This is a genomic window from Aestuariicoccus sp. MJ-SS9, assembly GCF_032586235.1.
In the GTDB taxonomy this organism is placed as follows: Bacteria; Pseudomonadota; Alphaproteobacteria; order Rhodobacterales; family Rhodobacteraceae; genus Aestuariicoccus.
Genome location: NZ_JAWHTD010000012.1, coordinates 23,588 through 39,007 on the forward strand (window position 1 = coordinate 23,588; position 15,420 = coordinate 39,007).

Genomic DNA, 15,420 nt, shown 5'->3' on the forward strand with positions numbered 1-15,420 from the left:
TCAGCCCCCCAGCTTGACGTTGTCGATGCCGACGATCCGATCGTAGCACCAGTAAAGGAGCAGGACGACCGCCAGCAGGATCGTGCCCAGCGCCGCGGCGAGCCCCCAGTTCAGTGAGCTGGAGATGTGATAGGCGATCCGGTTCGAGATGAACGTACCGGTCGTGCCGCCGACGATCTCGGGCGTGATGTAGTACCCGATGGACAGGATGAAGACGAGGATCGACCCCGCGCCGATCCCCGGCACCGATTGCGGGAAATAGACCCGCCAGAACGCGGTCCAGTTGGTCGCGCCCAGCGACTTCGCGGCGCGCACGTACGACGGCTGGATCGTCGACATGACCGAATACATCGGCAGGATCATGAACGGCAGTAGGATATGCGTCATCGCGACGATTGTGCCGAACTGGTTGTTGATCATCACCAGCCGGGCGTCATCGGCCACCAGCCCCAGCCAGACCAGCACGTCGTTTATCACGCCTTGCTGTTGCAGCATCACCTTCCAGGCCGAGGTCCGTACCAGAAGCGAGGTCCAGAACGGCAGCAGCACCAGGATCATCAGCAGGTTCGCGGTGCGCGCCCGCAGGTTCGACAGCAGGTAGGCCACCGGATAGGCGAGCATGATACAGCTAATGGTGATCACCATCGACATGAACAACGTCCGCTTGAAGAGCAGCCCGTAGATGCGCTCGTCCTCGTCGCGGAATTCAGGGCCATCGGCGCCTTTCTGCATGTCGACAGCGTTCAGGAAATACCCCGATGTGTAATTGGGGCTGTAAACCTTGATCGTCTTCCAGACGTCGATGTCGCCCCAATCTTCGTCGATATCGACAAAGGCCTCCTGAAAGGACACCGTTTCGAAATCGGGGCTGGCGACCAGCGCGTCGGCAGCCTTGAGCATATCCGCGCGCGGGCCGTCGTAGGACGAAACGTCGCCCGCGGCGAGGTCCTGGTAAAGCGCCGTGTGGATCAGCGTCCAGGGCTCTTCCTCCAGCGGGCTTTCTTCTTCGTCGGTCTGCATGAAGCGGGCGAAGACGCTATAGGTCTCGGCGGTGCGCGGCAGGACGTCGGAAATGCCGTCGCGCAGCTCGAACGGCGGCATGGCGCCCGCGCCTTCGGACCAGCCTTCCTGTGCCGCGATCCAGCCAGGATCGCCCATCAGTTCGGCCCAGGGGCGCGCCTCGTCCCAGTTTTCGTCCAGATCCTCGAACTGATCCTGATAGACCTCGCCGATGTCGTCCAGCCCGCGCCCGGATTTCCGGAAGAGCGACGACACGCCGGTCTGCTCATAGTTCAGACGGGTGCCCAGCCGGGTATGCAGCTTGCGCTCGGCGGCGATGAAAATGTCGTAATAGGCGGCTTCCCAGATCTCGGCGGGCGGCAGCTCGCCGCCTTTCTCGTCCCAGTCCTGCAACGCCGTGGTGGTGCGCGGAAGCGTTTCGGAAACGATCTGGTTCTCGACCGACCGGAACAGCATGTCGGCGATCGGCGCGATGAAGGTCACCAGAACGAAGATCAAGAGCGGCGCGATCAGCGCCAGCGCGCGCATCTTCTGATTTCTCAGCGCCCGGTTCAGCGATTTCTTCAGCGGTGTGCCGTCAGCGGCCAGAACAGGCCCGGAATCTGCGGTCTTGTCGGGTGCGGATGCGGCGTCGCTCATGATATCAAGTGCCTTCGACAAGGATAATTGTGCTGGTCGCGGTCCGGCGGCGGATTTCGGCGACCTGCTGGTACTCGGGATCGTGATATGCGGCCTTGGCGGTCTCGTAATCGGGGAATTCGATCACCACGTGGCGGTTCTGAGTCTCGCCTTCCATGGTTTCGGACGCGCCGCCGCGCACGATGAATTTCGCGCCGAACTTTTCGAGGATCGGCGTGTCCTTCTCGACGTACTCCTTGTACGCCTCGGGGTCGTTCACTGTGATGTGTCCGATGATGTAGCCCTTGGGCATGTCGCTCCCCCGGTTGGGGCGTAAGGCGGGCGAACCCGCCCTACGCCGTATCGTTGCCTGTATGGCGGGGGTTACCCCGCCATCACGCGATTAGTTCTGTGCGAGCCACGCCTGGAACTTGGCGTCGATGTCGTCACGGTAGTCGGCCCAGAACTCGTAGTTGTAGAGGAACGTGTTCTTGGCGTTCTCTGGATCGGTCGGCATGTGCGGCGCCATTTCGATGCCCAGATCGGCATGCTGACCCACCAGCGGAGCGGACGACGCGCGCGCCGGGCCGTAGCTGATGTACTTGGCCTGATCGGCCAGACGCTGGGTGTCGGTCGCGAACTTCAGGAAGTCCTTGACGCGGGCCAGACGCTCTTCCGGCAGACCTTCGGGGATGATCCAGCCGTCCAGGTCGAACACCTGCGCGTCCCACATCATCGCGACCGGCTGGTCCTGCTCTTCGATCACGCTGAAGAGACGGCCGTTGTAGGTCGAGCCGATGAAGATCTCGCCGTCGGCCAGCAGCTGCGGCGTGTCGGCGCCGGCGGACCACCAGATCACCTCGTCCTTGATGGTGCCGAGCTTGGCAAGCGCCTGATCCTGGCCTTCTTCGGTTTCCAGAACGTCATAGACGTCTGCCTTGGCCACGCCGTCGCAGAGCAGCGCCCATTCCATGTTGTTGATGGGGCGCTTTTCCAGCGCGCGCTTGCCCGGGTAGGTTTCCAGGTCGAACACGTCGCAGATGTCGTTCGGCGCTTCGACACCGGCGGGCACCATGTCGGTGCGGTAGCCGAAAGTGGTCGAATAGACGATCTGCGGGATGAAGCAGTCCGAGACCAGCAGGTCGCCGAAATCGTCCTCGGCGCTGGTGCCGTCCGGTGCGGCGGCCAGGTCTTCATCGGGGTCGATTTCCATCGCCAGACCTTCGTCGCACAGACGGATGGCGTCGGCGGCCACCACGTCGACCAGATCCCAGGTCACGTTGCCGGCTTCGTTCATCGCGCGCAGCTTGGCCACGGCCTCGGCCGAGGATTCGTCCCAGGTCGCCGAAACGCCTTCGTTCATGGCGATGTAGGGCTCAACATAGGCGCGCTGCTGGCTTTCCTGATAGGCACCGCCCCAGCTGACCAGAGTCATGCTGTCGGACATGCCGTGACCGGCTGCGAAGGCACCGGCGGCCGCAACGGTCAGCGCCGTCGATGCCATGAGTGTCTTAGTGAGTTTCATACTTATCTCCCTAGTGGCCCGGTAACTTAAGGGGGACGGGTTATGGGCCATTTTCGCCCCAACCCCCCTGTGTGCATCGCGCCCATCCGTCCGTTCGCCGAACACTGCACGCGATATCTTGCAGACCGTAATGCAACGCAGACGCGTGGCAACGGTTCCTGACGTTATGTCGCGTCCAACGCGCGGCAATCCTCGGGCAGCCAGCCGATCTTGACCTTCTGGCCGGGATCGAGACGCTCCTGATCGGCGCGGTTTCGGGTCTTGACGATGAAATCGTCCTTGCCCGCCACCTTGAGCCGCGTGCGGAACACGTCGCCCATGTAGATGAATTCCTGAACCTCGGCCTCGAGCGTGTGAGCGTCGGGACCCATGTCGGGGTTGAACTCGACCCGTTCGGGGCGAATCGACACGCGGGTGCGCTCGCCCTTCTGCGCCACGTTCACCGGGATCGCGTCGATCACTTCGCCATGGTCGAGCTTCACCGTGCAGCGGTCGCCCGCGATGCTTTCGACCGTGCCTTCCAGCGTGTTGTTCTCGCCGATGAACTGCGCCACGAAGGAATTCTGCGGCTTTTCATAAAGCTCGTCCGGCGGCGCCAGCTGCTGGATGCGGCCATCGTCGAAGACCGCCACGCGGTCCGACATTGTCAGCGCCTCGGTCTGGTCGTGCGTCACGTAGACCACGGTGATGCCCAGATTGTCGGCGATGCGCTTGATCTCGAACTGCATGTGTTCGCGCAGCTGCTTGTCGAGCGCGCCCAGCGGTTCGTCCATAAGCACCAGCTCGGCCTCGAAGACCAGCGCCCGCGCCAGCGCGATCCGCTGCTGCTGACCGCCCGAAAGCTGCGCCGGGCGGCGGCCGCCGAAGGCATCCATCTGCACCATCTCCAGCGCGCGCTTGACCTTGGCCTCGCGATCGGACTTGCCCATCTTGCGCACTTCAAGCGGAAACGAGAGATTCTCGGCCACCGTCATGTGCGGAAAGAGCGCGTAGTTTTGGAACACCATCCCGATGCCGCGCTTGTGCGGCGGGATGTGGTTGATCGACACGCCATCGAGACGAATATCGCCATGCGTTGCGGTTTCGAACCCGGCCAGCATCATAAGGCAGGTCGTCTTGCCCGAGCCCGAGGGCCCCAGCATGGTCAGAAACTCGCCCTTGGGCATGGTCAGGTTCAGATCCTTGACGACGAGCGTTTCACCGTCATAGCTCTTTTGCACGCGTTCAAATGAAACGAACGCATCGCTGTTTCCCTGTTCGGCCAAATCAGGCTCCCTGTTGTCCTGTTGTCCTGCGGATTGCTTCCGCTTTCGGTACTGGACTAAACCGCGTCCGGCCTGATGTTGCAACTGGATTGGGGACAATCTCAGACTCAGCCGCGGACTCCGGTGTTTTGTTTTGTTTTTACAGCATCGCCGGTAAATTCGCTCAGTTTTTAAGCAGAATAAAGGACGTTTTCCTTTTGCAAAAGGTGGATATGACCTCAGCACTCTACCATAGCGGGAAAATACGCGCGTGCCGAAACGGAATCGCCAGGCGAAGGCGCGCGAAATTGCAGCACGCTTCCGCGTTTTGCGGCGCGGTTCGTCGTTTTTGTGACGCGGCGGGCGGCGTGCCCGCGCATAATGTCCGCCAATAGAATAGGACCCGACATGCTATATCACCGTTTCGAAAAAGATCTGCCCTTCAGCGATGCCGAGTATCAGCGCCGTCTCGGCCTGACCCGCGCGGCCATGGACAAGGCCGGCATCGACGTTCTTCTGGTCACCGACCCGTCGAACATGGCCTGGCTGACAGGTTACGACGGCTGGTCCTTCTACGTGCATCAGGGCGTGCTGGTCTTTCACGACGCCGATCCGGTCTGGTGGGGCCGCAACCAGGACACCAACGGCGCGGTACGCACCGTCTGGATGGGCGACGACCGGGTGATCGGCTATGCCGACAATTACGTGCAATCGACCGAACGCCACCCGATGCAGGATCTGTCCCAGCGGCTGATCGGCATGGGGTTCGACGCGTCGCGCCTGGGCGTCGAGCTCGAGAATTACTATTTCTCGGCCAAAGCCTATCTCGCACTGCAAGAGGCGCTGCCGCAGGCGACGCTGGTCGACGCGACGGCGCTGGTGAACTGGGAACGCGGGGTGAAATCCGCCGAAGAGATCACCTTCATGCGCCGCGCCGCCAAGATCTCGGAAAAGATCGTCGACATGCTGGAGGAACGGGTCGAGCCGGGCATCCCCAAGAACGAGATCGTCGCCCAGATCCAGCATGACGCGATCATGGGGGCCGATGGGCATTGGGGCGATTACGCCGCCATTGTGCCGCTTTTGCCCTCGGGGTCCGACGCCGCGGCCCCGCATCTGACCTGGGACGGCCGGCCCTTCCAGAAGGGCGAGGCGACGTTCTTCGAGATCTCGGGCTGCTACCGCCGCTATCACACGCCTTTCTGCCGCACGATCTTTCTGGGCGAGCCGCCCGACATCTTCCGCGCCGCCGAGGCCGCCCTGGTCGAGGGGCTGGAGGCCGGGCTGGAAGCGGCCCGCGCCGGCAACCGCGCCAGCGACATCGCCAATGCCCTCGCCGCCCCGCTGGAACGCGCCGGGATCGAGCGCGGCGCGCGCTGCGGCTATCCCATCGGGCTCAGCTATCCGCCCGACTGGGGCGAGCGCACGGTCAGCCTGCGCGCCGAGGACGACACCATCCTGCAACCCGGCATGACCTTCCATTTCATGCCCGGCCTGTGGATGAGCGACTGGGGGATGGAGATCACCGAATCCATCCTGATCACGGAAAACGGCCCCGCCGAATGCTTCTGCGACCGGCCCCGCAAGATGATCGTCAAGCCATGACCCTGCTGCCCCGGACCGAGGAAATCCTGGGCGATCTGATCGCCTTTCCCACCGTGTCGCGCGATCCGAACCTGGCCATGATCTCGCACATGGCCGGGCTGCTAGAAAGCCACGGCGCGCGGGTCGAGGTGTTTCACGACGACACCGGGCACAAGGCCAATCTCTTTGCCACAATGGGGCCCGAGACGCGCGGCGGGATCGTGCTTTCGGGCCATTCCGACGTGGTGCCGGTCGAGGATCAGGACTGGTCGAGCGATCCTTTCGCGCTGGCCGAACGCGACAACGCGCTTTTCGGGCGCGGGACCTGCGACATGAAGGGCTTCATCGCAGCCTCGCTCGCGCTGGCCGAAACCGTGGACCCTAAGAGCCTGCGCAAGCCGCTGCACTTCTGTTTCACCCATGACGAGGAAACCGGCTGCCTGGGCGCGCAGGCGCTGGTGCCCGAGCTGCAGAAACGCGGCTACGCCCCGGCGATGGCCATCGTCGGCGAGCCGACCGAGATGCGGGTGATCGAAGGCCACAAGGGCTGCTGCGAATACACCGCGCGCTTTACCGGGCTGGAAGGGCACGGGTCGAACCCCGACGCGGGCGTCAACGCGGTGACCTATGCGGTGCGCTACGTCACCCGGCTGATGGAGCTGGCCGAGGCGCTGCGCCACCGCGCCCCGCCCGACAGCCGCTTCGATCCGCCCTGGACCAGCATCAACATCGGTCGCCTCGCGGGCGGTGTGGCGCATAACGTCATCCCAGGCCGCGCCGAGGTCGATTGGGAAATGCGGCCCGTCCAGAACGCCGACGCCGATTTCGTCAAGGCCGAACTGGCCCGCTATATCGACACCGAACTCCTGCCCGCCATGCGCCACGTCTATCCCGCCGCCGACATCAGCACAGAGGTCATCGGCGAGGTCGTGGGGCTGGAGCCGATGCCCAAGAACCGTGCCAAAGAGCTGATCGCCGGGCTGACGGGCCGCAATTCCGCCGACGTTGTGCCCTTTGGAACCGAGGCGGGGCTCTTTCAGCAGATCGGCATGTCGGTCGTCGTCTGCGGGCCGGGCTCTATCGCGCAGGCGCACAAGCCCGACGAATTCGTCACCCGCGACCAGCTGGCGCAATGCCTCGGGCTGTTGCAGGGGATCGCCCGCAGCGTGGCGGCCTAAGCCTCAGTCCAGCGGCGGCACGATCAGGCGCGAGGCATAGGTGATGCGCGCGGCGATCCGGCGCAGATGGTCGGGCCGAAAGGCGATGCAGCCTTCGGTCGGGTACCCCGCCCGCCGCCAGCGGTGCAGAAAGATCGCCGATCCCCGGCCACGCATCGCATAAGGCCAGTTCCAGTCCGTCAGGATGACGAGGTCGTAAAGCGGATCGGCGCGGCGCAGCTTTTCGTGGCTGTGCGGATAAGGCGCGCGGACCATCAGGTTGTAATCCTCGTGCGCCGGGTCATCGGACCACAGATCGCCGGGCCAGATCGGCAACGCCCAATCGGCGGGCCGGGCGATGCGGTCGGGGCGGTAAAGCATGCCAACGATGCGGTGCACACCCGCGGGCGTCGCGCCGTCGCCCTCGCGCTTGTCGGCTTCGACCCTGCCGCGCCCGATGGTGCAAGGCCAGTACCGCCCGGCAAAGCGCAGGCCCCGCCGGGTCAGCACCAGATCGTCGACGCTCACAGCAGATGCCCCGACTTGGCCGCCTTGGTGGCCAGATAGGCCTCGTTCTGCGGCGTCTCGCCCACGCGCAGCGGCACCCGTTCGGTCACCTGAACGCCCGAGGCCTCCATCATCGCGATCTTGGCGGGGTTGTTCGTCAAGAGCCTGACCGACCGGAACCCCATCTGCCGCAGGATCTGCGCGCCCAGCCGGAAATCGCGCTCGTCATCCTCGAACCCCAGCCGGTGGTTGGCCTCGACCGTGTCAAAGCCCTGATCCTGCAAGGAATAGGCGCGCATTTTGTTGGCCAAACCGATCCCCCGCCCCTCCTGGTTGAGGTAGAGCAGCACGCCCGCCCCCTCCTGCCCCATCTGCGCCAGCGCGGCATTGAGCTGCGGGCCGCAGTCGCATTTCAGCGACCCCAGCAGGTCGCCCGTGAAACAGGCCGAATGCAACCGCGCCAGAACCGGCTTGTCGCGGTCGGGGCGACCGATCTCGATGGCGTAATGCTCGTCCGACCCGTCCTCGGGACGGAAGATATGCAGCCGCGCGCTTTCGGCGGCGCGCAGCGGCACCCGCGCGGCGACCACGTGGTCGAGCTTGGCCAGGGTCAGCAGATGCGGCCCTGCCGCCGCCGCGTCGATGCAGGTCAGGTGATGCGCCTCGGCAAAGCCCGGGCCGTCGTCCAAGGACAGAACCAGCGCCGCGGGCAGCAAACGCGCGGATTTCACCAGCGTGATCGCCAGGCGGTGCAGCGCGGCGTCACCGCCGCGCCGGGTCTCGAACGGGCCTTTCATCGGCGAGGAAAGATCGCCCGCCGGATCGGCCATGGACCGCAGCCAGCCCAGATCGGCCCCTGACGGCACCGCCACCCGCGCCACATCGCCATCATAGGCGCGCGCCTTCAGCGTCTCGGCGCGCCGCCCCGTGATCGCCAGATCCAGCGCCGCGCCCAGCTCTCGCAGCTCGGCCAGCCGCGCGGCGCTCAGGGTTTCTGCGGGCGCCACCAGAACCGCCTCGGACCCGCACAGTACCACCGGCACGCCCATCCGCAGATCGGCGCGGGCGCGCGCGAGCGTTTCAGACAGGTCGGGCGACAGGGTCATTCGGGCCTCGGGCGTACGGGGGGTGAAACAAACCGCCGGATTTCTGTAACAAAGCCCCGCCGGAAACACGAGGGCGTGAGAGCTTTGCAGCAAATCTTGCCGCCACGCAACGCCACGCACATCTTCACGTCAAAGAAATAGGAGGCCCCGATGGCGCAGCTCAAGAACATTCTGCTGGTCGATGACGACGACGATCTGCGCGAGGCGCTCGCCGAGCAGCTGATCATGACCGAGGATTTCGAGGTCTTCGAGGCCGAAAACGGCGCCGGGGCGATGTCGCGGATCAAGGAACAGATTTATGACCTGGTCATTCTCGACGTCGGCCTGCCAGACACCGACGGACGCGAGCTTTGCCGGCTGATGCGCAAGCAGGGCGTCAAATCCCCGATCATCATGCTGACCGGGCATGACAGCGACGCCGACACGATCCTGGGGCTGGATGCCGGGGCCAACGATTACGTGACCAAGCCGTTCAAGTTCTCGGTCCTGCTGGCCCGCATCCGCGCCCAGCTGCGTCAGCACGAACAATCCGAGGACGCGGTCTTTGCGCTTGGGCCCTACACGTTCAAACCGGCGATGAAGACACTCGTCACCGAAGACGACCGCAAGATCCGACTGACCGAGAAAGAGACCAACATCCTCAAGTTCCTCTACCGTTCAACCGAGGGTGTGGTGCCGCGCGACACGCTGCTGCACGAGGTCTGGGGCTACAACGCGGGCGTCACCACTCACACGCTAGAGACGCATATCTACCGCCTGCGCCAAAAGATCGAGCCCGATCCGTCGAACGCCCGCCTGCTGGTGACGGAATCCGGAGGCTATCGGCTGGTGTCCTAAGGTCGCGCTTCCCTTTTGACGCAGATCAAAGTCAAAAGGGGCTATCGCCTTAGAAATGAAGGTAAGAGTTCCCGTTGCATGTGCGGGTAATCGCATGCACCTCCCTGTTGGACCTGGCCCGGGCTTTGCCCGGGTCTTTTTTCATCCGGGGGCCGGATCCGCTTGCCTGAGCGCGTCTATATAAAGGCGCACTGCCTCCTGCACATGGCGAAAGCGGTCGCCGCCCAGATGCTTGCCGCCGTACCAACGGGTGACCACGACGATGTGATCGCTCAGGCCTTCACGCTCGAGCATCCGCAGGATCACCATGCCCGCGCCCGACTCGCCGTCGTCGTTTTTCAGCGGCGTGTCGCCCAGCAGGCAGGCCCAGGTGTTATGCGTCGCCTTGGCAAATTTCTTACGCCGCTTGAGCTCTTTGAGAAAGGCCTTGGCGTCGTCCTCGGACCGGCATGGCCCGCCGGACACCGCATAGCGCGATCCCCGGTCGCTGATGATGTTTTCAAGGATGCGCATGGGCCCGACCTTATGTCGGCCCCGGTCCGAACCCAAGAGCCGATGCGCGCCCGTTTCCCGGCCCCGACACGAAAAAGGCCCGCGCCAGGCGCGGGCCTTTCCCTAATCCAGAAGGCAGAGCTTAGTCTGCGCTCTCTTTCTTCTTCTCCGGCGCGATTTCCTCGCCGGTTTCCTGATCGACGACCTTCATCGACAGGCGCACCTTGCCGCGATCGTCAAAGCCAAGCAGCTTGACCTTCACGTCCTGGCCTTCCTTCAGAACGTCCGAAGGATGGTTCAGGCGGCGGTTCTCGATCTGGGACACGTGCACCAGACCGTCGCGCTTGCCGAAGAAGTTCACGAAGGCGCCGAAGTCGACGATCTTGACGACCGTGCCGTCGTAGATCTTGCCTTCCTCGGGCTCGGCCACGATCGAATAGATCATGTCATGTGCCTTCTTGATCGAGTCGGCGTTCGGCGAGGCGATCTTGATGATGCCCTCGTCGTTGATGTCGACCTTGGCGCCCGACACTTCGACGATCTCGCGGATGACTTTGCCGCCCGACCCGATCACTTCGCGGATCTTGTCGGTGGGCACCTGCATCGTTTCGATGCGCGGCGCGTGGACCGAGAAATCGCCAGCGCCGTCGAGCGCCTTGTTCATCTCGCCCAGGATGTGCATCCGGCCTTCCTTGGCCTGTGCCAGCGCCTTGGACATGATATCGGGCGTGATGCCGGCGACCTTGATGTCCATCTGCAGCGAGGTGATGCCATTTTCCGTGCCCGCGACCTTGAAGTCCATGTCGCCGAGGTGATCCTCGTCGCCCAGGATGTCGGTCAGGATGGCGTAGGATCCGTCATCCTCGAGGATCAGACCCATGGCCACACCGGCCACGGCCGATTTCAGCGGAACGCCCGCATCCATCATCGACAGCGACCCGCCGCAGACCGACGCCATCGAGCTCGAGCCGTTGGATTCGGTGATCTCGGACACGACGCGGATGGTGTAGGGGAAATCCGTCGCCGCCGGCAGAACCGCCTGCAACGCGCGCCACGCCAGCTTGCCGTGACCGATCTCGCGGCGGCCCGGAGGGCCCACGCGACCCGCTTCACCGACCGAATAGGGCGGGAAGTTGTAGTGCAGCAGGAAGTTCGAACGGAAGTTCCCGTGCAGCGCATCGATGATCTGCTCGTCGTCGCCGGTGCCCAGCGTGGTCACCACCAGACCCTGGGTTTCACCCCGGGTAAAGAGCGCCGAGCCATGCGTCCGCGGCAGGAAGCCGGTTTCGCAGACGATCGGGCGCACGGTGTCCAGCGCGCGGCCGTCGATCCGCTTGCCGGTCTTCACTACGTCGCCGCGCAGAACCGCCGCTTCGAGCTTTTTCATCGCCGAACCGAGGTTCGGATCCTCGAGCTGCTCTTCGCTCAGCGCGCCCTTGATGGCGGCCTTGGCTTCGGCCACGGCGGTGGTGCGCTGCTGCTTGTCGGTGATGGCATAGGCTGCGCGGATCTTGTCCTCGCCCGCGGCCTTCACCGCCTCGTAAAGCTCGGAATAATCCGGCGGCTGGAAGTCGAACGGCTCTTTCGCCGCCTCTTCGGCCAGGCTGATGATCAGGTCGACAACCGGCTGTATCTGCTCGTGCGCGAAGGTCACGGCGCCCAGCATCTCTTCCTCGGTCAGTTCATAGGCCTCGGATTCGACCATCATCACGGCGTCCTTGGTGCCGGCAACCACCAGATCGAGGCGCTGATCGGGGTTGTTCTTGAGGTTCTGCATATCCTCGACCTCGGGGTTGAGGATGTATTCGCCATCCTCAAAGCCCACGCGGCAGCCCGCGATCGGCCCCATGAAGGGCGCGCCCGAGATGGTCAGCGCCGCCGACGCGGCGATCATCGCCACGATGTCGGGATCGTTGACCAGATCGTGGCTGAGCACGGTGCACATGACCAGCACTTCGTGCTTGAAGCCCGGCACGAACAGCGGACGAATCGGACGGTCGATCAGGCGCGCGGTCAGCGTTTCCTTTTCGGTCGGCCGCGCCTCGCGCTTGAAGAAGCCGCCAGGCACCTTGCCCGCGGCATAGTATTTTTCCTGGTAATGCACGGTCAGCGGAAAGAAATCCTGACCGGGCTTGGGTTCCTTGGCGAAGGTCACGTTGGCCATGACCGAGGTTTCGCCGAGGGTGGCGATGACAGAGCCATCCGCCTGGCGGGCAACCTTGCCCGTTTCCAGTGTGAGCGTTTCCTCGCCCCACTGCATGCTTTTCGTCGTAATGTTGAACATCATCGTATCCTGTAGACGGGCACTCCCAGCCCCTGCCGGGTCCCGCGATTGATTGGCGGCCCCATTGCCGCCGACCCCTTCATCGTTCCATGCGCCGGGGTCAAAGCGTCACGTCTCAGATGACGTGGCCTTACAGCAAATCGCAGGCATTTGAAACCGCAAAGCGCGCGTCCGTGTCAGGGCCGAAAGGCGCGGCCGGACGGGCGGCTCAGCGGTCCAGCAAACAAGCCCGCACCTGGTCGGGATCGGCCCCCGCCAGCAGGATATTGAGGTAATCCACCTGTTGCTGCGTCAGCTTGCCGCCGCCCAGATCGGACCGGCCCAGATCGAAGAACGCCGTCTTCTCCGACGCTGACAGATCGCGCGGTGCATCGCCGGCGGCGATGCGCGCCAGACGGCGCGGATCGGAGGTGTTGACCAGCACCCGCACCATCGCGACGCCGCTGTCGTCCAGAGAGCCGAAGAGCGCACGCGCCAGATCGTAGATTTTCTTCAGCGTGTCGGCATCGGGGGCCGAAACCTCCGGGAATGCCTCGGTCACGGTGCAGGCCGGGCCGGCGGCGGGCGTGGGGGCCGCCGCGTTGGTCACCGTGTCGCTGTCGGCATTGGCGACGTTGGCATCGACCGCGCCCGTGATGCCCGGCACCGTCGCGCGGTCGGTGAACTGCCAATACCGCCAGGTGAACCCGTCCATCAAATTGGGCGTGCCGGTGGCATAGCCGCCATAGCGCGACATCCAGATCGGATGTCCCTGCAACTGCGCCCCGGCGCTGCCCAGCCTTTCGGTCCACCAGTCCAGGTTTGTGTAGATGATCGGCACCTGCCCGGTCTCTTTCGCGACCCGGTCCAGCCAGACCTTGGCCGCGTCGGCGACGGTGGCCGCGCTCTTGTCCGCCCAGCGGTCGGTGCCGTTCAGGTAATCCCATTCCAGGTCCAGACAGGGGGCCAGCGCCTGCGCAACCCCGGCATCGTCGCGGGCCTTCAGATAGGCCTCGGCCTGGGCGTCGGCCGGCACGTTGGCATTGAGGAAATGATACGACCCCACCGCCAGACCCTGCGCGGCGGCGGCCTTGATGTTGGCCACGAAACGCGGATCGCGATAGCTCTGCCCCTCGGTCGCCTTGACATAACAAAAACGCGGCCCGCTGCGCGCCAGCGCGGGCCAGTCGATCGTGCCCTGGTGGTGCGAGACGTCCACACCGAACCGGTGCGTCGGCGCAAGATCGTCGGGAAAGGTGAAATCGCGGGTCAACCCGGTCACCGGGCTGGCGGCGCCCGTGGCGGTACGGCGCTGGCCGCGCGACAACGTGTTTGGCCGGGTCTTGGCATCCTGCCCGGACTGCCCGGACTGCCCGGACGCGGCCTTGAAATTCTGCGGCATGAACACCTCCTGGAAACACCGGAAAGTGTAGCACGTCCCCCGCGCTCTCCCTATAGGTCAAGCGCGGTCGATATGCCGCGCGCGCCACGCAAAACGCCCGCTCGGAAACCGGCGGGCGTCAGCGTCGTTGGAATATGTTGGCAGCCTGGCGCTTAGCGGCGGATGCCCAGACGCTTGATCAGGTCCTGATAGCGCGCTTCGTCCTTGGACTTGGTGTAGTCCAGCAGCTTGCGGCGCTGTGCGACCAGTTTCAGAAGGCCACGGCGCGAGTGGTTGTCCTTCTTGTGGGTCTTGAAATGCTCGGTCAGGGTGCTGATGCGGCTGGTGAGGATGGCGACCTGAACCTCGGGCGAACCGGTGTCGCCGTCCTTGGTCGCGAATTCTTTCATCAGGCGCGTTTTTTCTTCGGCAGTGATCGACATCGGGGTCTCCTTTGCTAAGGTTTGAGGGATGGCGCAAGCCGGGATGTCGTCCAGCAAGGCCCATGGAGAGCTCCGCCCGTCACGAGCGGATGCGCGCGTTTAGGGCATCGCGATGAGGATGTAAAGGGGCGGTCCCGGGGTTCGGAACGCCCTAGCCGACCGGCAGCACCCCGGCCGCGCTTTCGCCAACCAGAACAATCTGATCCGCGGCGGGCGCACCGGCGGTAGGCAAGAGTGCCAGCACGTCACCGTTCACCAGAACTTCGGTGATCTCGGGGTCGGTCTCCGAGAGGCGCATCTCAAGTTCCAGTTCGGTGTCCGCGTCGGCGCCGCTGTCGTCGAAGACGACCAGCAGGCGATCCTCGGCATGGTCGAAATCGCGCAGGTCGGCGGCGGTGTCGATCTGGCCTTCGGTCAACTGAAAGATGTCTGCATCGTCCCCACCCGAGACAGTGTCGCCGTTCCCCGCTACCAGATGATCGGCGCCGTTTCCGCCGTTCAAGAAATCGCCCGGCCCGCCGGTGCCGAACGTGCCCAGCAGCAGATCGTCCCCATCGCCGCCAAAGAGCGCGTCCTGCCCGGCCCCGCCCATCAGCGTGTCGTTGCCTTCGCGGCCGTTCAGACCGTCGTCGCCATCGCCGCCGCGCAGGATGTCGTCGCCCAGCCCGCCCTCAAGGCTGTCGGCGCCCGACCCGCCCTGCATGTCATCGTCGCCGCCATGACCGAACAGCGCGTCGTCACCGTCGCCGCCCAGCATCAGATCGGCGCCGCCCTCGCCGTGCAGGGTGTCGTTATCCGCGCCGCCCGACAGGGTATCGGCGCCGTCCCCGCCCAGCATCTCATCGTCGCCGCCAAGACCCGAGAGCAGATCGTCGCCCTCCTCTCCGGACATCAGATCGGTCTGCGCGCCGCCGGTCAGTTCGTCGCCGTCACCGGACCCCTGTGCGATCTGGTTGGCGCTGGCCGCCGCGCCCTGATCGACAGCCGCAAGGTCCAGAATGGTCTGGTCCGAGCCCGCATCCACGGTCGCATCCAGCGACTCGTCGGGGGTTTCATCCGGATCGTCTTCGTCATCCGAAGAGCCCGTGCCGACGAACGCGACCGACCCCACCAGCATCATACCCATCAAACCTGCAAGCCACAGCATCGCCGTGTCCTTCACACCATCACCAGCGCGTACTATCCGTCATGCCAGGACCCCGATCAACGCGTTTCGAAGCTTTGGGTTAACGATACTTTGACC

The 15,420-nt window shown here is 64.4% G+C and carries 14 protein-coding genes; 3 read left to right on the forward strand and 11 right to left on the reverse strand.

The window, feature by feature from the left end:
* From RXV88_RS10500 to RXV88_RS10515, 4 genes are all read right to left on the reverse strand, one after another.
* Entirely contained in the window at positions 1 to 1,659 is a 1,659-nt protein-coding gene (locus RXV88_RS10500) for an ABC transporter permease (RefSeq protein WP_316292625.1), read from the reverse strand.
* A gap of 4 nt (positions 1,660 to 1,663) precedes the next feature.
* Complete coding sequence (locus tag RXV88_RS10505) at positions 1,664 to 1,951, reverse strand: DUF1330 domain-containing protein (protein WP_316292626.1); 288 nt, start codon at positions 1,949 to 1,951, stop codon at positions 1,664 to 1,666.
* A gap of 90 nt (positions 1,952 to 2,041) precedes the next feature.
* Positions 2,042 to 3,163, reverse strand: a complete 1,122-nt coding sequence (locus RXV88_RS10510; protein ID WP_316292627.1) for an extracellular solute-binding protein — start codon at positions 3,161 to 3,163, stop codon at positions 2,042 to 2,044.
* A 164-nt stretch (positions 3,164 to 3,327) separates the two neighbouring features.
* A complete protein-coding gene (locus RXV88_RS10515; RefSeq protein WP_316292628.1) occupies positions 3,328 to 4,428 on the reverse strand; it encodes an ABC transporter ATP-binding protein in 1,101 nt (366 codons plus the stop codon).
* A 387-nt stretch (positions 4,429 to 4,815) separates the two neighbouring features.
* On the opposite strand from RXV88_RS10515, the gene RXV88_RS10520 reads away from it, so the two are divergent.
* Both RXV88_RS10520 and argE read left to right on the forward strand, forming a co-directional pair.
* The gene (locus RXV88_RS10520) at positions 4,816 to 6,012 is read left to right on the forward strand and encodes a M24 family metallopeptidase (RefSeq protein WP_316292629.1); all 1,197 of its coding nucleotides are present in this window, start codon (positions 4,816 to 4,818) and stop codon (positions 6,010 to 6,012) included.
* The gene (gene argE, locus RXV88_RS10525; protein ID WP_316292631.1) at positions 6,009 to 7,169 is read left to right on the forward strand and encodes an acetylornithine deacetylase; all 1,161 of its coding nucleotides are present in this window, start codon (positions 6,009 to 6,011) and stop codon (positions 7,167 to 7,169) included. The genes RXV88_RS10520 and argE overlap by 4 nt, the downstream gene beginning before the upstream one ends.
* A 3-nt stretch (positions 7,170 to 7,172) precedes the next feature.
* On the opposite strand, the gene RXV88_RS10530 is transcribed toward argE, so the two are convergent.
* Together RXV88_RS10530 and ribA are read right to left on the reverse strand one after the other, a co-directional pair.
* Positions 7,173 to 7,676, reverse strand: coding sequence for a L,D-transpeptidase (locus RXV88_RS10530; protein ID WP_316292633.1), 504 nt, complete (start codon positions 7,674 to 7,676; stop codon positions 7,173 to 7,175).
* Positions 7,673 to 8,761, reverse strand: a complete 1,089-nt coding sequence (gene ribA, locus RXV88_RS10535) for a GTP cyclohydrolase II (protein WP_316292635.1) — start codon at positions 8,759 to 8,761, stop codon at positions 7,673 to 7,675. Before ribA ends, RXV88_RS10530 begins: the two co-directional genes overlap by 4 nt.
* Before the next feature lie 150 nt (positions 8,762 to 8,911).
* Here ribA and RXV88_RS10540 point away from each other — a divergent pair, with 150 nt between their 5' ends.
* Positions 8,912 to 9,598, forward strand: a complete 687-nt coding sequence (locus RXV88_RS10540; protein WP_316292636.1) for a response regulator transcription factor — start codon at positions 8,912 to 8,914, stop codon at positions 9,596 to 9,598.
* Positions 9,599 to 9,739: 141 nt separating this feature from the next.
* Here RXV88_RS10540 and RXV88_RS10545 read toward each other — a convergent pair whose 3' ends face one another.
* The 5 genes from RXV88_RS10545 to RXV88_RS10565 all read right to left on the reverse strand — a co-directional run bounded on the left by RXV88_RS10545 (position 9,740) and on the right by RXV88_RS10565 (position 15,324).
* Complete coding sequence (locus RXV88_RS10545) at positions 9,740 to 10,111, reverse strand: YigZ family protein (protein WP_316292637.1); 372 nt, start codon at positions 10,109 to 10,111, stop codon at positions 9,740 to 9,742.
* 121 nt (positions 10,112 to 10,232) lie between these two features.
* Positions 10,233 to 12,374, reverse strand: a complete 2,142-nt coding sequence (gene pnp, locus RXV88_RS10550) for a polyribonucleotide nucleotidyltransferase (protein ID WP_316292639.1) — start codon at positions 12,372 to 12,374, stop codon at positions 10,233 to 10,235.
* A gap of 208 nt (positions 12,375 to 12,582) precedes the next feature.
* Entirely contained in the window at positions 12,583 to 13,755 is a 1,173-nt protein-coding gene (locus tag RXV88_RS10555) for a glycoside hydrolase family 25 protein (protein WP_316292640.1), read from the reverse strand.
* A 152-nt stretch (positions 13,756 to 13,907) separates the two neighbouring features.
* Positions 13,908 to 14,177: a 30S ribosomal protein S15 gene (gene rpsO / locus RXV88_RS10560; RefSeq protein WP_316292642.1), complete on the reverse strand. Its 270-nt coding sequence runs from the start codon at positions 14,175 to 14,177 to the stop codon at positions 13,908 to 13,910.
* 151 nt (positions 14,178 to 14,328) lie between these two features.
* Positions 14,329 to 15,324 (reverse strand): calcium-binding protein, encoded by a 996-nt coding sequence (locus RXV88_RS10565; protein ID WP_316292644.1) that lies wholly within the window; start codon positions 15,322 to 15,324, stop codon positions 14,329 to 14,331.
* Between the last annotated feature and the right edge of the window lie 96 nt (positions 15,325 to 15,420).